Here is a 17,989-nt window from a genome sequence, read left to right on the forward strand (position 1 = left end):
GTATCGATCCGCAATGCGTATCAAGCTGGAGTCATTGGCGCCAAGGCATGTCGTTTGTGGACGGTTTGGCGTAGATGTGGCCAGAGCCACCGCAGTTCGCGGTAGACAGGGTTATGATCGGGATAGCTTCCGATTGGACTGAATCCCAAGTAGGGCGCTGCAATTCAGCGGGCGCCCTGGTCAGGTGTTGGCCAGCTCTGAGGAGAGCCGGTGCGATTACCCCATCCGCGGCGCAGGATTCTGCATTTCCTGCGCCTGCGCCTCGACCGGCTGCTCTACACCCACCCCCAGCTTCTGCATCGATTGCTCCACCGGCGTCTGCGCCGCCAAAGCCGTCGGCATCATCGCGCGCAGGTGCGCAGGGTTGGCCGGGTCGCCCTGCACCACAAAGATGTTGTGCCCGGCCGGCTGGTTGGCCGTGGCGTTGCTGACCAGCACATGGTCGACCTGCTGCAGGCCCTGTTCGCGGGCGAGCACGGTCAGGCTGGCGGTCAGACGCTCGCTGGTCTGATCGAACGGGCGACCATGCTGGGCGTCCAGTGTGGCCACGCCCTGGCGGATCTGCTGGTTGAGGCCATAGTCGGGGTGGTTGGGGGTGATCTCTGCCATGGCGATCGAACGGTAGCGGTGGGTCGTGGTGGGCCCGGTCAGTATAGATCCGGCCCGCGAAGCACGCCCGAGGGGTCAGTCCGCCGCACGATGGTCGTAGCTGATCACCCGCTCGGCCAACCAGCGTCCGTCCACGCGACGCCAGACCTGGATGAAGCGGGCCTGGCCCACCCAGCGCTCCACGCCGTCCTTGCCGCGTTCATGGAAGCGGTGGTCGCCGATCTCCAGCGCCCGCTCGTCGTGCAAGGGGAACACCTGCAGCGAAGGTTCCACCAGCTCACGGCGCAGGCTCCAGCCGCCCTTGCGCGCATTGCTGCACATGTTGGCCACGCTGCGGCGGAAGTCCTCGCGATTGCTGGCCGACTTGCCGTCCTTGTCATGGAAGAACTCCATGTCTTCGGTGGTCATCGCCGCGGCCTTGTCGGCGTCGCAGGCCTCGAAGGCCACAGCAAAGAGCTGGGTGTCGGCCTGGCGGATCTGTTGGCGCAGGTCATCGGTGGACGGCGCTGTGGCGACGAGGCCGGCAGCCAGCAGGGGCAAGGTAAGCTGCAGCATGGCGAGGCTCCAAGGGTGGTTCACGCAGGCTCGCATGGCGTTTGGGCCGCTGCAGCCGGCTTCCGATGAAACGGCCCTTCTACGGAGTGAATGCCCGCATTGACGGTCCGGCTCCGGCGGCGTCGCCTGTGCAGGCGATGTCATGGCGATCGGCGATTCCGTCACGGTCGCGATAGGGGCCGGCCAATAGCCTGAAAGCCTCCCCTTCCACAGGAGCTCCCATGCCTGCTTCCCGCATCCGCCTGCACGTTGAAGACACCGGTGGTGACGGCCGCCCGGTCATTCTGATCCACGGCTGGCCGCTGTCTGCCGATGCCTGGAAACAACAGGTGTCGATCCTGCGCGATGCGCAGCATCGGGTGATCAGTTACGACCGGCGCGGCTTCGGCCGTTCCGACAAGCCGGCCGAGGGCTATGACTACGACACGCTGGCAGCGGACCTGGCCGGGGTGATCGAGGAGCGTGACCTGCACGACGTCACCCTGGTCGGCTTCTCGATGGGCGGCGGTGAGGTGGCGCGCTATGTGAGCAATCATGGGCAGGACCGTCTGCACAGCGTGGTGTTTGCAGCGGCGGTGCCGCCGTTCCTGCTGCGCAGTGATGACAACCCGGAAGGCCCGCTCACCCAGGAAAAGGCCGATGAAATGCGCAGCGGTCTTGAGAAGGATCGTGAGGCGTTCTTCGATGGCTTCACCCGCGATTTCTTCAGCGCCCATGGCCAGTTGATGGTGACCGAAGAGACGCGTCAGGCGGCGATCGCGCTGTGCCATCAATCCGACCAGACGGCGGCGCTGGGGTGCATGAAGGCGTTTGCTACAACCGACTTCCGCGAAGACCTGAAGAAGATCACGGTGCCGACCTTGATCCTGCACGGTGACAGCGATGCCATCGTGCCGTTTGAAGGTTCTGGCCAGCGCACGCACCGAGCCATCCCGGGCAGCGAAGTGGTGATCCTTGAGGGCGCGCCGCATGGCTGCAACACCAGTCATGCTGATCACTTCAATCTGGCGCTTTTGAACTTCCTGAAGCAGTAAGCTGCAGCCATGCGTGAACCGAAGACGCCCCCGTGGAAGAAGCCCAATCCCAAGGGCCAGACGTCGCAGCCGTTGTCGCCTGCGCAGAAGGAGGCAGCCCGGCAGCGTGCGGAAGAGAACGGGCGGCGTTATCCCAATCTGGTGGACAACATGTGGGCCGCGAAGCTGCCGCGCGGATCGTGATCTGTAGAATCGAGCCATGCTCGACTCCGCTCTGCATCCATCCATGCATGGCGTGGATCTACTGCAACAGCAGCCGAGCATGGGCTCGACTCTACAGGTCGACCAGCGGCTTCCAGCCGGGTTCCAGCCAGGGTGAGATCTCGCGCTGGCGGACGGTGATTGCCTCCGTCGGCAGCCCCGCCAAGCGCGCAAGCTCTGCACGCAGCAGCTCGGCATCCACCGGCACTGCCGTAGCCACCTGCAGCCGATCCCCCTGATGCCTCACCTGCACCGGTAGCGTGGCGTGCGCTTCATGCTCGCCGCCGGTGCGACCGATCGGGTAGCGCATCGTTACCGGGCGCGACAGCTGCGCCAGTGCTGGCTGCCACGCCTGTAGTACGAGGGGCTGCCCGGCAGCGGGAACATGTACTTCAGCAATCGTAGCCGGGTAGCCGGTGATGCTCTCGAGCATGACCTGGAAGCGCGCGCCATCCGGCACGACCAGCACGGTGGCGATCAACGTGAAGAGCGAAACGAACACCGCTGCGACGTTCCAGCTGCGCGGCGCGGAGGCCGGGCGCGTTGCGGTACGCAGACCTGGCTTTCGCCGCAGCTTGCGCGCGTAGATGCGCCGGTCCTTCCTGCGCGGGCTGCTGCTGTGCTCGGGCAGGTTCAAGGGAACCCGTGGAAGGCGCGCCACGCGGGCCTTGATCAGGCGCGAAAGCAGCATCCACGCGATCACGAACGCCAGCAGCGGAAGCAGCGTTCGCACCCACAGATACAGCGTGACCATCCACAACACCTCTACATACGACCATCCATGCTCATCCACATCCTACCGGGACCAGGCCGCGGTTGTCGTATCCGCCAGCCGACAAGCACAGGGCGCTTGGTTAGGATGGTCCTTTGTTGTCATGGATGAACCGATGGTCTCTGCTGCTACCCGCTTCTGTCGTATCTGTGGTCCTGGCCCGATCCTGCTGGCACTGCAGGTGGTGGCGCTGCTGGCGGTAGCCCTTGCAGTCGGCTTCTTCCACTACCGTGTGGGACTGCTGCTGGAGCCGGTGGATGACGCATGCGGTGGGCCCGACCCTGTGGCGCGCATGCAGGTGGCCGAGCAGCTGCTGGCGCGGTCCACTGCGCTTGCACCGTGGCAACCCTTGCAGTGGATTCCGATGGCGGGCGTGGTACTGGCGCTGCTGGGCGCGATGTCGATCAGCGTCTACCGGCTGGGCCGCCTGTCGGAACGCCTGCGACGTGCCAACTGGGGGCTGATGGCGCTGCACGCCGCGATCCTGGCGCTGGCCCTCAGGGCATTGCACCTGTACGACCTGGCATGGACTGGCGTGGCCAAGCTGTCCCCAGCGGCGTGCCTGGTGGAGCTGGGCGAGCAGGGCCGGTTGCCGCTGGCACAGGCACAGCAGGTGGTGTTCGAGATCCTCACCCATGAGCATGCACCGCTGCTGCGCAATCCCGATGATCTTGCCCTGGTGCTGGTCGCGTTGATGCTGATGGCGATGGCTGCAGGATTCATGTTGTGGCGGGCGATCGTTCGCGAACGTCAGGTGCAGTCGCCCGGCCTATAGCGGGTGTGGGACCGGCCGCGCGCCCGCAATCGCGCTAGAGTCAGCACTTCGCCCCTGCAAGGATGTGCTGATGCGTTGGTTGCTGCGTGCTGTGCCATTGCTGCTGTGTTCGTTGGCGGTGCACGCCGCCGAGGTGGATCGCCGGATCGCGATGACCATCGACGACCTGCCGTGGGCGCGGGTGGACGAGATCGTTCCGCCGGACCTGCAATCGCGGCACGAAGCGCTGATGGCCCAGCTTCGCCAGGCGGGTGTGCCGGTGGTCGGCTTCGTCAACGAGAACAAGCTTGAGATCAACGGACACGTGCAGCCCGCGCGGGTGCAGATGCTGCGCGACTGGCTGGACGCCGGGTATGTGCTGGGCAACCACACCTATTCGCACATGGATCTGAACGCCAGGGGGGTGCCTGCGTTCCAGCAGGATTTTCTGCGTGGTGAAACGGTGCTGCGGCCGCTGCTGGCCGAACGTGGACTGAAACCGCAGTGGATGCGCCATCCCTATCTGCGTGCCGGACGCACACCGGAAGAACGCGCGGAGATGGACGTGTTCTTCAAGCAGCATGGCTACCGCGTGGCGCCGGTGACGGTCGACAACGGTGAGTGGGTGTGGGCCTTCGCCTATGCCAACGTGATGAACGAGCAGCCTGATTCCCCGGCGCGCGAGGCGATGCTGGCGCAGCTGCGCAAGGGCTATGTGCCCTACATGCTGAACAAGCTGGACTACTACGAGAAGCAGTCGCAGGCGCTGCTGGGCTACGCGCTGCCGCAGGTGTGGCTGATGCATGCCAACGAACTCAATGCAGCCACCTTCGCCGAACTGGTGGCGGCGACGAAGCGGCGCGGCTATCGCTTCATTTCACTGGATGAGGCGATGCGCGATCCTGCTTACGGGCGTGGCGCCGAGGGCTACAGCGGTCGCTATGGCCCGAGCTGGCTGCACCGCTGGGCGATGGCCGAGAAGAAGCCGAAAGACTTCTACGCCGGTGAACCGGAAGTGCCGAAGTGGGTGATGAAGCTGGCGAAGGTTGACTCGGAATGAAGCTCAGCGCTTGACGGCCAGCACGCCGTCCAGCGCCAGCTCGGCCTTGAAACCGGCCTTTTCCAGGCGCTTGGCCACTTCGCGCGGCACGTCGCGGCCGCTGGTCAGCTTGTTCGGCGCGCCGGTGTAGTGGAACAGGCGCCCTCCCTTGCGGATGACGCGGGCGAGGTGGTCGTAGAACACCTGCGAGTACAGTTCGCCGGCGATGCCGAAGCGCGGCGGGTCGTGCAGGATCGCGTCGACACTGTTACTGGCCACCTGTTCGATCTGCTGCGAGACGTCGCCCTGGCTGAACTGCAGGCGCCCACCGGCGGCGGCCGAGTCCGGATCGGGCGACCACGGGTTGAGTGTGCGCAGCCACATCACGTCGGCGTTCTTTTCGAACGAGCGGATCTGGCCGACACCGGCCTCCAGCGCGCAGGCGGCGAAGTAGCCCAGGCCGCCGCAGGTATCGAGGATGACCTTGCCGGCCGGGGCGACCAGCTCGACCTTGCGGCGCGCATCCTCGAACGGTGACAGCTTGGAGGTCGGCAGCATCTTGATGCCGTCGATCTCGAAGGTCGGTGCGCCCCATTCGGTCGGCACCAGCTTGATCAGCGAGCCGCTGTAGCGCGAGATCGGCGCGAAGTCCTCGCCGTCCCAGTAGTACAGCGTGCGGTCCTTCAACTTGCCCGGCCACGGGTAGGCCTGGCCACGGAAGTGGAAGCCGTCGGCGTTCAGGGCCACGCTGTCCTGGCCGCGGCCAAGGTCGAGCGAGCCCTGCCATTCAGCAGCGCCCTTGTCATGGGCACGGCGCAGGGTGTCAGCGCTGTCGCGGGTCAGCAGGGGGCCGGTGTAATGGGGCACGGCGGGTACCGGGGCGGTTCGGGGGAGGGCATGGTACCGCAGCTGTTGCCGGGGTCACGCGTGGCTGCTGTTGCGCTAGATCCACGCCATGCGTGGATGCCGGCATGGCGGAGCCGAGCGTGGGCTCGGCGCTACCGCTGGCTGGTGCAGCTGAAGCCGTGCGTGGCTCCTTCTCCTGAGATCATGTTGACGCCACGCGATGGCCGCATGCCCTGCAGCGCGCACGACTGACGGTGGACCTCCTGGGTTTCTGGTGGCTGCCGATCAAAGTCGTAGCGCAGGCTGCCGTCTTCCTGCAGCAGCCAATGCACGGTAACGCGCTCGTGGCGACCATCGCCGAGATCCCAGTCCAGGGTGCGCATGATCAGGGTCTGGCCATCGGGCAGCTGCCGGACTTCGTCATAGGCACCCTGGGTCTTCGGCGCGCTTACCGCAAGCAGCAGGAACAGCAGCATTGGCATCGCTCCTCAAAGAAGACAGGATGTGCCCATATTGCCCTGAGCCGCCATCAGAATCATTGCGTCTTACGGGCACTTGACCGCGTATACGGGCCCAGCCCCGATCAGCATCAGCGCCATGTAGTCACTATCACTGGCCTTGCCCTTCAGCGTCGCGCCCTTGTTGAAGTGGAAGATGCCGAAGCCACCGGCCATGCGGATCAATGCGCTGTCGATCTGCTCGGCGTCATCGCGGAAGTAGCGGCTGATTTCGCTGCGGGAGGCCTTGTGCAGGGCATTCGGCTCGCGCTGCCACTGCTCGCCGCGGCTGAAGGAGACGAAGTACTGGCCGCCTTCCTTGTCGATGCGGAAGTCGGCCGGTTTGCGCGCGCCGGTGGCGAAGCAGCCCTGCAACGGGTCGGCGCTGAAAGGAAGCCCGGCATCACCACTGCAGGCGGTGAGCAGCAGTAGGGCACCGGGCAGCAGCAGGCGGAGCGTGCGCATGGGATGTCCCGACGGGGCAGGTGCGGCTAGTGTAGGCAGCGCACGGGCGTGGTCCGTACAGAAATTCGGCAAGGACACAGGGGTTTTCGGATGGCGAAGGACAAGGCACCGTGGTGCGGCGTGGCCAGTTGGCTGGGGATCGTGGTGGGCTGGGGCGCGGGCAGCCTCGCTGCGCAGGCGGCGGTGGCCGCAGGCGGCAATGGCTTGGCTGCGGGATTGGGCGTGGGGGTGCTGGGCGCGGCGCTGGTGGGCTGCGGTCTGGCGGTGGCTTCGCGCGTGCGCGGCGAGCGCTGGCCGTGGATCGGCATCGGTGGTGCAGTGCTGAGTGCGCTGCCGCTGCTGATGTACCTGTTGCGGATGATGTTGAAGCTCTAGCGGTAGTGCCGGCCGCTGGCCGGCACCTGCAGGTTGTGTGCGGCGTTCATGGGGTTGCCGGCCAGCGGCCGGCACTACCCGGCGTGGATCATGCGCTGCGGTGAATCTCCACCGTCACGTGCACCAGCTCCTCATGAATCGCCAGCGCGTTGCGCACGGTATCGGCATCGAGGCTGGCGTCGCTGGTGACCACGCTGGCGCTGACCGCGTACTTGCCGCGACCCACCTGCCAGACGTGCAGGTCGGCCAGGCGTGCCGGCCACGGGCCCTGTTCGATTACCTCGCGTACTTCGGCCACCACCGGCGCATCCATCTGCGCGTCGAGCAGGATGCGGCCACTGTCGCGCAGCAGGCCGATCGCCCAGACCGTCACCAGCACGGCGCCGACCAGGCCCATCACCGGGTCCAGCCAGGTCAGGCCCAGCAGCTTGCCGCCAAGCAGGGCGACGATGGCCAGCACCGAGGTGGCGGCGTCGGCCAGCACGTGCACGTAGGCCGAGCGCAGGTTGAGGTCGTGACCGTGCGCATGGCCGTGATCGTGGTCGTGCCCGTGCCCGTGCCCGTGATGATGGTCATGGTCATGCCCGTGGTGGTGGTGCGCGTGGCCCGGGCTGTCGTGCAGCCACCAGGCGCAGAGCAGATTCACGCCCAGGCCCACCGCTGCAATGGCGATGGCTTCGTCGTAATGGATCGGTGCCGGCACCCACAGCCGTTCCAGCGATTGCACGGCCATCAGCGCGGCGACGCCAAGCAGTGCGATGGCGCTGGTGTAGCCGGCCAGGATCTCGATCTTCCACGTACCGAAGGCGAAGCGCGGATCGTGCGCGTAGCGGCGCGCGCAGCGGTAGGCGAACACCGTGAGGCCCAGCGCCAGCGCGTGCGAACTCATGTGCCAGCCGTCGGCGAGCACGGCCATGGAGTTGAACCACCAGCCGCCGACGATCTCCACCAACATCATGCTGACGGTGAGCCACAGGGCGCGGCGGGTGTTGCGTTCGGCCAGCGGGTTGCCGTCGTCGAAGCGGTGTTCGTGGCGACGGGCGGCGGCGAGGGCGTCCAAGTGCATGGCGGCGGGAGCTGGAGTGGATACCCCCATAGGGTATATGATCCCGCCATGGCCCATGTACACAAGAATCGAAAGCAGCTGCTGACCCGGGTACGCCGTATCGCGGGTCAGGTGGCGGCGTTGGAGCAGGCGCTGGACAAGCCCGAGGGGGAAGCGGGGGACTGCGCGGGCGTGCTGGTGCAGGTCGCCGCGGTGCGCGGTGCCGCCCACAGCCTGCTGATGGAGTTGCTGCACGAGCATCTGCAGGAACACGTAGTGGGTGCCGATGACCCGCAGCAGCGGGCGGACGAGGCTGCGGTGCTGGTGGAGCTGCTGCGCCGCTACGGCAAATAGCAGGGGTAGTGCCGGCCGTCGGCCGGCAACTGCAGGTTGCGTCCGAAGCTCATGCGGTTGCCGGCCAGTGGCCGGCACTACCCGTGGCGTCTGAAGCTCATGCGGTTGCCGGCCAGCGGCCGGCACTACCCGTGGCGTCCGAAGCTCATGCGGTTGCCGGCCGGCGGCCGGCACTACCCGTGCCGGTGCCGCGCGTTCCAGATATGCGTGGCGGCCAGCAGCAGGCTGCCGGTGACCGTCATCGGCGTTTCCCAGTCATGTGAGGGCAGCGCCAGCGCGCCGGCCAGCAGCAGGCCGAGCCCGGCGCCGGCGGTGGCCCAGGCCAGCACGGGCAGTGGGTGGCGGCGCTCGGCCCGCCACAGCGCGTAGCCGGTCAGTGGCAGGGCGATGGCCACGAACAGCAGGTGGACCCATTCCGCTTCGGCCCAGGTGCCGAACAGCGGCAGCGCGGCGGCAAGCAGGGGCAACGCCAGGCAGTGCAGCAGGCACAGGCTGGACAGGGCGACCGCGCCGGCATCGAGCAGGGCGGCAGAAGGCGACTTCATCGGGGGAGGTTCCTTGCGCGGCAATTGTTATACAGTAACATTTCCGTTCCGCAGCCAACCCGCTCCGACATGAACACTGTTTCCCGCGCCGACCGTCGCCTTCCGGTCACCGTGCTGTCCGGCTTCCTGGGGGCCGGCAAGACCACCCTGCTCAACCAGATCCTGCGCAACCGCGAGGGCCTGCGCGTGGCAGTCATCGTCAACGACATGAGTGAGGTCAACATCGATGCGCAGCTGGTGCGCGAAGGTGGCGCCGAGCTGCGCCGCACCGAAGAGACGCTGGTGGAGTTCAGCAACGGCTGCATCTGCTGCACGCTGCGCGATGACCTGCTGCAGGAAGTGCGGCGCCTGGCCGACGCGGGTCGTTATGACTACCTGCTGATCGAGTCGACGGGCATCGGTGAGCCGATGCCGGTGGCGGCTACGTTCGCGGTGCGCGACGAGCACGGCTTCAGCCTGAGTGATATCGCGCGGCTGGACACGATGGTGACGGTGGTCGACGGCAGCGCGTTCCTTGCCGACTTCGGCTCGACCCTGCGCCTGGCTGAACGCGGCCAGCAGGCCGGGCCGGAGGACGATCGAGGTGTGGTTGATCTGCTGTGCGAGCAGGTGGAGTTCGCCGACGTGATCGTGGTCAGCAAGGTCGACCAGGTGGACGACGAGGTGCTGCAGGACACGCTGGCGGTACTGCGTGGCTTGAACCGGGATGCGAAGCTGCTGCTGTCCAGCTTCGGTGATGTGCCGTTGGCCGAGCTGCTGGATACCGGCCGCTTCGACATGGAGCGTGCGCAACGCGCGCCGGGTTGGGTGAAGGAGCTGCGTGGCGAGCACACACCGGAAACCGAAGAGTACGGCATCGGCAGCTTCGTCTACCGTTCGCGGCGTCCGTTCCACCCCGCGCGATTCGCCCACGCGCTGCAGTCCGGCATGCCCGGCGTGATCCGCAGCAAGGGCTGGTTCTGGCTGGCCAACCGCATGGATTGGGTAGGCGAGTTGAACACCGTGGGTGCGGCGACGCGCACGCAGGCGGCTGGCGTCTGGTATGCCGCGCGCGACCGCGTGCGGGCTGGGCTGGAAGACACCACGCCGTTGTTGCCGCCGACGCCGTTGCCCTACAGCGACCTCGGCTGGGCGCGGCAGCAGGCCGATTGCTGGAGTGCGCCGTTGCCGGGGCTGGAAGAGTTTCCGGATGCAGCCGCGCACACGGCGATGCAGCGGCTGTGGCACCCGTTGTGGGGTGATCGCCGCCAGGAGTTGGTGGTGATTGGTGTGCACATGGATGAGCGTGCGGTGCGCGCGGAGCTGGATGCGTGCCTGCTCAACGACCAGGAGCTGCGGGCGGGGCCGCTGCTGTGGCAGCAGATGCCACAGGCGTTCCCGGTGTGGAAGCGCTGACGGTGCATTGAGGCTCCATGGGTTGCCGGCCAGCGGCCGGCACTACCCCGGGTCGATACGCCATGCGTGGATCTACAAGGCGTCATGCCACTGCCAGCCCTCGGTGCTCACGTGCAGCACCTGGGTCGGCCGCAACGCCTGCAGCAGGTGCCGGTCGTGGCTGACCATTACCAGTGCGCCCGGCCATGCCGCAAGCAGTTCTTCCAGCGCCTGTAATGCACTGAGGTCCAGTGCATTGCCGGGCTCGTCCAGCAGCAACAGTTGGGGCGCGGGATCGGCATACAGCACGCTGGCCAGCGCACCCTTCACCCGCTCGCCATCGCTGAGGCTGCTGGCGGCGCGCTGGATGCGCTGTGCGTCCAGACCCAACAGGGCCAGGCGCGTGCGCAGCTCCCCGGGGTCGGCACTCGGGTTGGCCGCCTGTACGCTATCGAGGATGCTGCGCTCGCCGGACAATCCCAGCAGCTGCTGGTCGAGCAGAGCCAGTGGCGCATGCCGTTGCACGATGCCGCTGCGCGCGGGCAGCTGACCCGCCAGCACCCGCAGCAGGGTCGACTTGCCGCTGCCGTTGTCACCCACCACGGCGATGCGCTGGCCGCGACGGACATCCAGCTGCAATGGGGCATCGCAGCCATGCGGCAGCACCAAGGCTTCGGCTTGCAACAGGCGCGTGCTGCCACGTTCCCCCGCACCGGCAAACAGCGCCAGTTCCGGCGCGGTGTGAACCGCCGAGGCCGCTGCGCGCAGTTGCTCTGCGCTGGCCTGTAGGCGTTCGGCCTGCACCTGTTGTGCGCGGCCGTGGCTGGCCTCGGCGCGCTGCTTCTGCCGGCCAAGCAGGATCGGTGCCTGGTTGGCCTGCTTCGCATCGCGATTGCCGCGTGCCTGGCGTTGCTGCTGGCGCTCGTGCTGTTCGCGAGCGCTGCGTTGCTGCTGCCGGTGCTGCGCACGCGCATGGTCAAGCTGGGCGGCGACGGCTTCACGTTCGGCGGCGCGTGTGTCGGCGTAGTGCCGCCATGCGCCGCCATAGCGATGCAGGCCACGCCCATCGAGTTCGACAATCTGCTGCATGCGGCCCAGCAGTTCGCGATCATGACTGATCACCAGCAGGCCACCGCGCCACTGCTGCAACTGTTCGTACAGCTGTTGGCGATGGCGTGCGTCGAGGTGGTTACTGGGTTCGTCCAGGATCAGCCAGTCGGCACCGCTGGCCCAGGCGCCGGACAGCGCCACCTGCATGGCCTGGCCGCCACTGAGGCGCGCGGCCGGCTGGGCGGGATCGAGGTCGTCGGGAAGCTGCAGCGCACGCCATTGCTGCTGCAGGCGTTCACGCAGATCCCAGCGGTCGCCGATGCAGGCGAAGTCGGCCTCATCGACGCTGCCGGCTTCGATGCGTGCGAGCGCGGACAGCGCTTCACCCACACCGGCCAGTTCACCGACCGTGCCGGCGGGTGGATAACCGGGTGTCGGCAACAGGAACACGCGGCCGCTGCCACGTACCTGGCCGTTGTCGGGCGACAGCCGGCCGGCCAGCAGGCGTGCGAGCACGCTTTTGCCAGCGCCATTGGCACCGACCAGGCCGGTAGCAACCGGTTCGAAGGAAAACGTCAGATCGGAAAACAGCGGGCGGCCGTCGGCCAATCGATACGACACGCGATCGAGCGTGAGGGAATGCGGGGTCATGCGACCTCCATGGATGCCGGGTTCTCCCCTGCGCGCAGGGGCGGGAGAAGTCAGGCCGTCTGTTGCGAAGACGGCGGCATCAATGGCGCATTGGTCGCGAGCCTCTGGGAGGGATGAGGGGAGATTATACCGCCCGCAGGGCATGCGAATTGTAGAGTCGAGCTTGCTCGACTGCTTTTGAGGAGCAGTCGAGCAAGCTCGACTCTACGTGGCACGGCCATCGAGCGCGGATCTACCGGCCTACGGCACGGTTTCCAGGCGCGCGCTGACGAAGTCGATGAATACCCGCAGCTTCGGAAGCACGTGGCGGCCCGACGGCCACAGCAGGTGGAAGATGCCGCAGGAGTGCACATGCTCGTCGAGCACGGTCAGCAGGCGTCCATCGGCCAGTGCATCGCGCACCGAGTGCACCGGCACGAATGCCAGGCCAATATCGCGCAATGCAAGCGCCACCCGCGCTTCGATGGTATTGGCCACCATGTGTACCGGCAGTTCCTGCGGTGTTTCATGGTCGGGCCAGTGGATCGGCCACAGTTCCAGCTTGCCGGTGCTGGGGAAGCGATAGTGCAGCAGCGTGTGCTGCATCAGATCGGCCGGCGTGCGCGGCGTGCCGCGCCGCTGCAGGTACGCCGGCGAGGCGACGATGCGGCGTGGGAACACGCCCAGGCGTCTTGCGTTCATGCGTGAGTCGCTGGGCTCGCCGACGCGCAGCACGGCATCGAAACCCTCCTCGATGACATCGACCAGGCGGTCGCTGAAATCCAGATCGAGGCGGATGTCCGGATACGCGGACATGAACTCGGCCATCAGTGGCAGAGTGAGATCACCCACCAGCGGCAGACCGATGCGCAGCGTGCCACTTGGTGCGGCATGCGGTTGCGCCAGCTCGGTGCGCGCGGCATCGCGCTCGTCGAGGATGCGCCGGCAGCGTGCCAGGAACAGCTGGCCCTCGGCGGTGAGGGTGATGCTGCGCGTGCTGCGGTGGAACAGGCGCACGCCCAGTGCCTGTTCCAGCCGGGCAACGCATTTGCCGGCGGCCGAGGCCGAGATGCCCTGCAGGCGCCCGGTCTCGACGAAGCTGCGGGTGTCGGCCGCGTGCACGAAGGTCTGCAGATTGGCGAGGTTGTCCAGGACTGACATGGGCGTGCGGGCAATGAAAGCGGCAGGGTAGGTCGGCGCGGCTGTAGCGGACGGCTCCGCCATCGCAACACTGTGGTGCGAAGTGGTGTGGAGCCCGTTGCGGCCTTGCAGTTCCGGCCATCATGCCGATTGCGGACTGCACGGTCCATGATGCCCGGAGCGGCAACCGGCTTTTTGCACGAGGGCGTGGTGCCTAACGTGGCGGGCCTCTCCCCACGGATCACCGCGATGAACGCTGTTCCTTCCCTTGCACCTGCGCCGACGCTGCCGTCGGTGCAGCGGCTGCTGCAGCAGGTCCACCCACAGCGCCTGGTCGGTACGGTGGTGCTGGTGCGCGAGCACGGTGTGCTGCGCCACGCCAGCGCGACCGGGCTGGCCGATCGCGAGTCGGCCACGCCGATGCAGCGCGATCAGTTGTTCCGGCTGGCATCGGTCAGCAAGCCGCTGTTGACCACGGTGATCCTGCGCCTGGTAGCCGAAGGCGTGCTGGACCTGGATGCGCCGGTACAGCGCTGGCTGCCGGACTTCCGCCCGGCGCTGGCCGATGGCAGCACGCCGCCGATCAGCCTGCGCCAACTGCTCAGCCATAGCAGCGGGCTGGGTTACCACTTCCTCGAAGCCGATGCGGATGGCCCGTACGCACAGGCCGGCGTCAGCGATGGCATGGATGCGAATCCGCTGACGCTGACCGACAACGTGCATCGCATCGCGCAGGCGCCGCTGTTGTTCGCGCCGGGCAGCCAATGGTTGTACTCGTTGGGCGTGGACGTCGCGGGCGCCGTGGCTGAAGCCGCGACCGGTGAAACGCTGCAGGCATTGTTCGCACGCCTGTTGGCCACGCCGCTGGGCCTGCGCGATACCGCGTTTGCCATCGACGATGCCGCACGGCTGGCCACGCCCTATGTCACCGACGCGCCGCAGCCGCATCGCCTGCAGGAAGGCGAGGTGGTCGCTCCATTCGAGGGCACCGTCGGCATCGAGTACAGCCTCGCCCGTGCTACCGATGCCAGCCGTTTCCCTTCGGCCGGCGCTGGACTGATTGGCAGCGCCGACGAGGTGATGGCGGTGTTGGAGGCCTTGCGCGATGTGCAAGCTTCGAATCTGTTGCCGCCCGCGCTGGTGGCGGAGATGGCCAGCCCGCAGGTGGGCGAGCAGGGGCCGCCGGAACCGGCCGGCTGGGGCTTCGGGTTGGGCTTTGCGGTGCTGCGCGATGCCGCCGCCAGTGGCACACCGCAGAGCGAAGGCACCTGGCGCTGGGGCGGTGCCTACGGCCATAGCTGGTTTGTCGATCCTGCGCGTGGGCTCAGCGTGGTGGCGCTGACCAACACCCTGTACGAAGGCATGGATGGCGCCTTCGTCGATGAACTGCGTGACGCGGTCTACGCCGATCTGGAGGCTGCACGATGAGCGGCCATGCCATTGATGCGGCGAGTCCTGCCGGCGAAGCTACACACCTGCCGTGGGCCGGCCTGCTGGCGCTTGCAGGTGGCGGCTTCATCACCCTGCTGACCGAAACCCTGCCGGCCGGTGTACTGCGGCCGATGGGCGAGAGCCTGGGCGTGAGTGATGCGGCGGTGGGCCAGCTGGTCAGCGTGTACGCGCTGGGATCGGTGATGGCCGCACTGCCGATGACCGCGTTGACCCAGCGCCTGCCGCGACGCCCCTTGTTGCTGGCCGCCATTGCCGGCTTCGTGGTGGTCAACACGCTGACCGCCGTGAGCAGCAGCTATCCGCTGATCCTTGCCGCGCGTTTCCTGGCCGGTGTGAGTGGTGGCCTGCTGTGGTCGCTGGTGGCCGGCTATGCGGCGCGCATGGTGGTGCCGTCGCTGCAGGGCCGGGCAATCGCGGTGGCGATGGTTGGATCGCCGTTGGCGCTGTCGCTGGGCGTACCGGCGGGCACGTTGCTGGGCCAGCAGATCGGCTGGCGCTGGGCGTTCGCGTTGATGAGCGTGCTGGGTGTCGGCCTGCTGGCGTACGCGCGCTGGGCACTGCCGGCGCTACCGGCGGCCGCGGCCGGTCAGCGCACGTCGTTGGGTACGGTGTGGCGCATGCCCGGCGTGCGCAGCGCGCTGGCGGTGATGGTGCTGTACGTGCTGGCGCACAACGTGCTGTACACCTACATCGAACCGCTGGCGGTGGAGGCCGGCGCCGGCCGGTGGCTGGACCGCCTGCTGCTGGCCTTCGGCGTGGCTGCCATCGTTGGTATCGGCATTGCCGGTTGGGGCGTGGACCGTCATCTGCGCACGCTGGTGTGGGCGGCCGTGATCGGTTTCATTCTTCCGGTGTTGGCCCTGCTGTTGTGGCCAGGACAGGCCACACCGCTGCTGCTTGCAACGATCCTGTGGGGCGTGGCGTTCGGGTCGGTTGCGACCCTGTTCCAGACCGCTCTCGCACGCCGTGCCGGTGCTGCCGCCGACCTGGCGCAGTCGATGCTGGTGACCGGCTGGAACCTGGCGATTGCCGCCGGTGGCGTAGCAGGCGGTGTGCTGCTGCAGGCCAGTGGCCCGAGCCAGCTGGGCTGGTTGCCGTTGCTGCTGCTGGCGGTGACCGTGGTGTGGCTGCTGGCACGGCCGAAGGCCTGGGCGTAGGCGCAGACCAGACGTTACCGAGGTGCCGGCCAGCGGCCGGCACTACCGTGGTCCACGCCATCCACGCATGGCGTGGATCCACCGAGCGCAGCGACCCGCGTTTGCTTTTGCTTTTGCTTTCTTCTGTTGATTCCGTGGTGGGACGCCGCCGCAATGTGTCCGTGGCCGGGTGGGTGGGTTGCGCAGGGGCGTGAGCCGCATGGGCCCGAGGCATGCCTCGGGCGGGTTGGGCAGGACGCCCAACCCCGGTCTTGCCGTGTGCGCAGGACAGCGCACACGAGCAGGCGGCGACCGAGCTTACATGGACGTACTTGCAGCGCCCCCTGCGCGACCCATCCACCCGGCCCCAACTGATGGATCCACTGGGCGCGACCCACCACGAGGGGCTCTGCCGTTGGCCGTCCTACTCGATCTCCTCACGCTCGATCGGCACGCTGCGCGGATTCTGCATGTGCTCCCGCGCCGCGCCATAGCGCTGCTGCCGCTTGTGATGGAACACCACGAACTCATCCCGCGGCAGCGGCCGCGAGAACAGCCAACCCTGCGCGAACTCGACCTTCCGGGTATGCAGATACGCCAGCTGTGCCTCGGTCTCCACGCCCTCGGCCACCACCCACAGGCCCAGCTCCTTGGCCATGTCGATGATGTGCGGGGTTACCGGGCTGGTGGCGCTCTCGGTGTCGATCGCATCGATGAATGATTTGTCGATCTTCAACGCGTCCAGCGGCAGCTGTTCCAGGTACTGGAGGCTGGAGAAGCCGACGCCGAAATCGTCAATGGCCACGCTGTGCCCGGCCCGACGCGCCTGCGCCAGCATCGTGCGGGCGCGGTCCAGATCCAGGAAGCCGCGCTCGGTGGCCTCCATCCAGATCTGCTGCGGCAGGATGCCGCTGCCAGCCATGTGCTTGGAGATCATCTTCAGCGCACGGCCGCTGCTGATATCTTCGGCGGCCAGGTTGATCGCGATGTGCGCGCTGCGGTCGGCCACCAGCAGTTCACGCATGTCGCGCACCACGTTCTCGATCACCAGATCGGTGACCGCGCCGATCATGCCGGCCTCTTCGGCCAGCGGAATGAACAGGTCCGGCCGCACCTGGGTGCCATCCGGGCGCTGCCAGCGCACCAGCGCTTCGGCGCCGACGCAGATGCCGGTATCCAGCTCGATGATCGGCTGGTAGTGCAGGTACAGCTCGCGGCGGCGGATCGCTGTGGCCAGCTCGCCGCGCAGGGACAGGCGGCGGCGCGACAGCCAGATCACCAGGCCGGCACCGGCAGCGGCCAGCAGAACGCCGATCGGCACGAACAGCCACGCCTGCTGGCGGAAGGTCGCGGCAAGCGCGGTACGCGGCATGGTCGCGATCGCCAACCACTCTTCGTTGCGGGCGGTGGCATACAGGGTGTGGTGGTCCAGGCCTTCATCGGGGGCGCGCAGCAGGGTCTCCAGCAATGCCGGATCCATGCCGTCCTGCCTGGCCAGGAGACGCCCATCGGGGCTGGCCAGGGCAAGGCGCACGTTCGGGTCGGCGATGACATCGACGAAGCGGCGCGGATCGACCAGCACGTCGTAGTTGCCGTACAGGAACGACAGGACCTGGCGCCGTCCGCTGGCCTCGGGGCGCACATCCACGGCGATGCCGGCGCCATCACTGGTGACGTGGTCGGCCTTGGGCTGGTTGACGTCGGACAGGAACGGCCCCCACGACGTACAGCGCAGCTTGCCACCCTCGAAGTAGCCCATCTGGTCGACCGACGGCGAGGTCATCACCAGCGTCTGCATGCGCCGGATATGCTCGGGCCCGCAGGCGTCGTGGGCGCCGACCTCGGCCGACTGCAGTGCCGCCAGCGCTTCCTGGTAGGACTGGTCGGCGCGGCGCAGCGCGCGACCGGCGATGTCGCGCAGCCGCTGCTGCTCGACGCTGACTGCACGGTCCCAGGTGGCATAGGCCATCACCGCGATCGGCACGGCCGCGGCCAGCAGCGCCAGCGCGGTGCCACCAATGATCACGCGCAGCCGACTCAAGGCCGGAGCTCCAGCGGGGCGGGCAGGGCAGGGCACATGGTCGGGCCGATCCTTGGGCAGGTGCGGCTATCTGAG

Annotated in this window: 20 protein-coding genes; 9 read left to right on the forward strand and 11 right to left on the reverse strand. The window is 67.4% G+C overall.

What is annotated here, in order from left to right; all coding sequences use genetic code 11:
• Positions 1–216: 216 nt before the first annotated feature.
• Together ACZLIB_RS02230 and ACZLIB_RS02235 are read right to left on the reverse strand one after the other, a co-directional pair.
• Complete coding sequence (locus ACZLIB_RS02230) at positions 217–609, reverse strand: XVIPCD domain-containing protein (RefSeq protein ID WP_094000574.1); 393 nt, start codon at positions 607–609, stop codon at positions 217–219.
• A gap of 75 nt (positions 610–684) precedes the next feature.
• The gene (locus tag ACZLIB_RS02235) at positions 685–1,164 is read right to left on the reverse strand and encodes a nuclear transport factor 2 family protein (RefSeq protein WP_478469050.1); all 480 of its coding nucleotides are present in this window, start codon (positions 1,162–1,164) and stop codon (positions 685–687) included.
• Between the two features lie 221 nt (positions 1,165–1,385).
• Between ACZLIB_RS02235 and ACZLIB_RS02240 the strand changes: the two genes are divergently transcribed.
• Together ACZLIB_RS02240 and ACZLIB_RS02245 are read left to right on the forward strand one after the other, a co-directional pair.
• Positions 1,386–2,198, forward strand: a complete 813-nt coding sequence (locus ACZLIB_RS02240) for an alpha/beta fold hydrolase (RefSeq protein WP_458074931.1) — start codon at positions 1,386–1,388, stop codon at positions 2,196–2,198.
• Between the two features lie 9 nt (positions 2,199–2,207).
• Complete coding sequence (locus tag ACZLIB_RS02245; RefSeq protein ID WP_097048477.1) at positions 2,208–2,381, forward strand: hypothetical protein; 174 nt, start codon at positions 2,208–2,210, stop codon at positions 2,379–2,381.
• 91 nt (positions 2,382–2,472) lie between these two features.
• On the opposite strand, the gene ACZLIB_RS02250 is transcribed toward ACZLIB_RS02245, so the two are convergent.
• A complete protein-coding gene (locus ACZLIB_RS02250; RefSeq protein WP_478469052.1) occupies positions 2,473–3,153 on the reverse strand; it encodes a hypothetical protein in 681 nt (226 codons plus the stop codon).
• A 133-nt stretch (positions 3,154–3,286) separates the two neighbouring features.
• Between ACZLIB_RS02250 and ACZLIB_RS02255 the strand changes: the two genes are divergently transcribed.
• Both ACZLIB_RS02255 and ACZLIB_RS02260 read left to right on the forward strand, forming a co-directional pair.
• Positions 3,287–3,946 carry a hypothetical protein gene (locus ACZLIB_RS02255; protein WP_177179481.1) on the forward strand — a complete coding sequence of 220 codons (660 nt, stop codon included), beginning with the start codon at positions 3,287–3,289 and terminating at the stop codon, positions 3,944–3,946.
• A gap of 70 nt (positions 3,947–4,016) precedes the next feature.
• Positions 4,017–4,985: a polysaccharide deacetylase family protein gene (locus ACZLIB_RS02260; protein ID WP_182267156.1), complete on the forward strand. Its 969-nt coding sequence runs from the start codon at positions 4,017–4,019 to the stop codon at positions 4,983–4,985.
• A 3-nt stretch (positions 4,986–4,988) separates the two neighbouring features.
• On the opposite strand, the gene ACZLIB_RS02265 is transcribed toward ACZLIB_RS02260, so the two are convergent.
• From ACZLIB_RS02265 to ACZLIB_RS02275, 3 genes are all read right to left on the reverse strand, one after another.
• Positions 4,989–5,831, reverse strand: coding sequence for a class I SAM-dependent methyltransferase (locus tag ACZLIB_RS02265; RefSeq protein ID WP_478469053.1), 843 nt, complete (start codon positions 5,829–5,831; stop codon positions 4,989–4,991).
• Positions 5,832–5,962: 131 nt separating this feature from the next.
• A complete protein-coding gene (locus ACZLIB_RS02270; protein WP_032130414.1) occupies positions 5,963–6,286 on the reverse strand; it encodes a hypothetical protein in 324 nt (107 codons plus the stop codon).
• 69 nt (positions 6,287–6,355) lie between these two features.
• On the reverse strand, positions 6,356–6,772 hold the full coding sequence (locus tag ACZLIB_RS02275) for a hypothetical protein (RefSeq protein WP_164079999.1): 417 nt from the start codon (positions 6,770–6,772) through the stop codon (positions 6,356–6,358).
• A 90-nt stretch (positions 6,773–6,862) separates the two neighbouring features.
• Here ACZLIB_RS02275 and ACZLIB_RS02280 point away from each other — a divergent pair, with 90 nt between their 5' ends.
• Positions 6,863–7,147 carry a hypothetical protein gene (locus tag ACZLIB_RS02280; RefSeq protein WP_478469055.1) on the forward strand — a complete coding sequence of 95 codons (285 nt, stop codon included), beginning with the start codon at positions 6,863–6,865 and terminating at the stop codon, positions 7,145–7,147.
• An 88-nt stretch (positions 7,148–7,235) separates the two neighbouring features.
• Here the strand turns inward: ACZLIB_RS02280 and dmeF are convergent, their stop codons facing one another.
• Positions 7,236–8,213, reverse strand: a complete 978-nt coding sequence (gene dmeF / locus ACZLIB_RS02285; RefSeq protein WP_478469057.1) for a CDF family Co(II)/Ni(II) efflux transporter DmeF — start codon at positions 8,211–8,213, stop codon at positions 7,236–7,238.
• Positions 8,214–8,261: 48 nt separating this feature from the next.
• Between dmeF and ACZLIB_RS02290 the strand changes: the two genes are divergently transcribed.
• The gene (locus ACZLIB_RS02290; protein ID WP_032130410.1) at positions 8,262–8,546 is read left to right on the forward strand and encodes a metal-sensing transcriptional repressor; all 285 of its coding nucleotides are present in this window, start codon (positions 8,262–8,264) and stop codon (positions 8,544–8,546) included.
• A 173-nt stretch (positions 8,547–8,719) separates the two neighbouring features.
• On the opposite strand, the gene ACZLIB_RS02295 is transcribed toward ACZLIB_RS02290, so the two are convergent.
• Positions 8,720–9,091 carry a MerC domain-containing protein gene (locus ACZLIB_RS02295; protein WP_014645760.1) on the reverse strand — a complete coding sequence of 124 codons (372 nt, stop codon included), beginning with the start codon at positions 9,089–9,091 and terminating at the stop codon, positions 8,720–8,722.
• Positions 9,092–9,160: 69 nt separating this feature from the next.
• Here ACZLIB_RS02295 and ACZLIB_RS02300 point away from each other — a divergent pair, with 69 nt between their 5' ends.
• On the forward strand, positions 9,161–10,486 hold the full coding sequence (locus ACZLIB_RS02300) for a GTP-binding protein (RefSeq protein ID WP_478469058.1): 1,326 nt from the start codon (positions 9,161–9,163) through the stop codon (positions 10,484–10,486).
• Between the two features lie 72 nt (positions 10,487–10,558).
• On the opposite strand, the gene ACZLIB_RS02305 is transcribed toward ACZLIB_RS02300, so the two are convergent.
• Positions 10,559–12,166, reverse strand: a complete 1,608-nt coding sequence (locus ACZLIB_RS02305; RefSeq protein ID WP_478469059.1) for an ABC-F family ATP-binding cassette domain-containing protein — start codon at positions 12,164–12,166, stop codon at positions 10,559–10,561.
• A gap of 240 nt (positions 12,167–12,406) precedes the next feature.
• Entirely contained in the window at positions 12,407–13,306 is a 900-nt protein-coding gene (locus ACZLIB_RS02310) for a LysR family transcriptional regulator (protein WP_032130406.1), read from the reverse strand.
• A 228-nt stretch (positions 13,307–13,534) separates the two neighbouring features.
• Here ACZLIB_RS02310 and ACZLIB_RS02315 point away from each other — a divergent pair, with 228 nt between their 5' ends.
• Positions 13,535–14,713, forward strand: a complete 1,179-nt coding sequence (locus tag ACZLIB_RS02315) for a serine hydrolase domain-containing protein (protein WP_478469060.1) — start codon at positions 13,535–13,537, stop codon at positions 14,711–14,713.
• Positions 14,710–15,894: an MFS transporter gene (locus tag ACZLIB_RS02320; RefSeq protein ID WP_478469061.1), complete on the forward strand. Its 1,185-nt coding sequence runs from the start codon at positions 14,710–14,712 to the stop codon at positions 15,892–15,894. Before ACZLIB_RS02315 ends, ACZLIB_RS02320 begins: the two co-directional genes overlap by 4 nt.
• Positions 15,895–16,297: 403 nt before the next feature.
• On the opposite strand, the gene ACZLIB_RS02325 is transcribed toward ACZLIB_RS02320, so the two are convergent.
• Positions 16,298–17,914 (reverse strand): EAL domain-containing protein, encoded by a 1,617-nt coding sequence (locus tag ACZLIB_RS02325; protein WP_478469063.1) that lies wholly within the window; start codon positions 17,912–17,914, stop codon positions 16,298–16,300.
• Between the last annotated feature and the right edge of the window lie 75 nt (positions 17,915–17,989).

The organism is Stenotrophomonas sp. 220_Sma (assembly GCF_056487375.1).

Bases quoted from the DNA above. Each gene is read 5' to 3' on its own strand.
- ACZLIB_RS02230 (WP_094000574.1), bottom strand. From the start codon at position 609: ATGGCAGAGATCACCCCCAACCACCCCGACTATGGCCTCAACCAGCAG.
- ACZLIB_RS02235 (WP_478469050.1), bottom strand. From the start codon at position 1,164: ATGCTGCAGCTTACCTTGCCCCTGCTGGCTGCCGGCCTCGTCGCCACA.
- ACZLIB_RS02240 (WP_458074931.1), top strand. From the start codon at position 1,386: ATGCCTGCTTCCCGCATCCGCCTGCACGTTGAAGACACCGGTGGTGAC.
- ACZLIB_RS02245 (WP_097048477.1), top strand. From the start codon at position 2,208: ATGCGTGAACCGAAGACGCCCCCGTGGAAGAAGCCCAATCCCAAGGGC.
- ACZLIB_RS02250 (WP_478469052.1), bottom strand. From the start codon at position 3,153: ATGGTCACGCTGTATCTGTGGGTGCGAACGCTGCTTCCGCTGCTGGCG.
- ACZLIB_RS02255 (WP_177179481.1), top strand. From the start codon at position 3,287: ATGGTCTCTGCTGCTACCCGCTTCTGTCGTATCTGTGGTCCTGGCCCG.
- ACZLIB_RS02260 (WP_182267156.1), top strand. From the start codon at position 4,017: ATGCGTTGGTTGCTGCGTGCTGTGCCATTGCTGCTGTGTTCGTTGGCG.
- ACZLIB_RS02270 (WP_032130414.1), bottom strand. From the start codon at position 6,286: ATGCTGCTGTTCCTGCTGCTTGCGGTAAGCGCGCCGAAGACCCAGGGT.
- ACZLIB_RS02275 (WP_164079999.1), bottom strand. From the start codon at position 6,772: ATGCGCACGCTCCGCCTGCTGCTGCCCGGTGCCCTACTGCTGCTCACC.
- ACZLIB_RS02280 (WP_478469055.1), top strand. From the start codon at position 6,863: ATGGCGAAGGACAAGGCACCGTGGTGCGGCGTGGCCAGTTGGCTGGGG.
- dmeF (WP_478469057.1), bottom strand. From the start codon at position 8,213: ATGCACTTGGACGCCCTCGCCGCCGCCCGTCGCCACGAACACCGCTTC.
- ACZLIB_RS02290 (WP_032130410.1), top strand. From the start codon at position 8,262: ATGGCCCATGTACACAAGAATCGAAAGCAGCTGCTGACCCGGGTACGC.
- ACZLIB_RS02295 (WP_014645760.1), bottom strand. From the start codon at position 9,091: ATGAAGTCGCCTTCTGCCGCCCTGCTCGATGCCGGCGCGGTCGCCCTG.
- ACZLIB_RS02300 (WP_478469058.1), top strand. From the start codon at position 9,161: ATGAACACTGTTTCCCGCGCCGACCGTCGCCTTCCGGTCACCGTGCTG.
- ACZLIB_RS02305 (WP_478469059.1), bottom strand. From the start codon at position 12,166: ATGACCCCGCATTCCCTCACGCTCGATCGCGTGTCGTATCGATTGGCC.
- ACZLIB_RS02310 (WP_032130406.1), bottom strand. From the start codon at position 13,306: ATGTCAGTCCTGGACAACCTCGCCAATCTGCAGACCTTCGTGCACGCG.
- ACZLIB_RS02315 (WP_478469060.1), top strand. From the start codon at position 13,535: ATGAACGCTGTTCCTTCCCTTGCACCTGCGCCGACGCTGCCGTCGGTG.
- ACZLIB_RS02320 (WP_478469061.1), top strand. From the start codon at position 14,710: ATGAGCGGCCATGCCATTGATGCGGCGAGTCCTGCCGGCGAAGCTACA.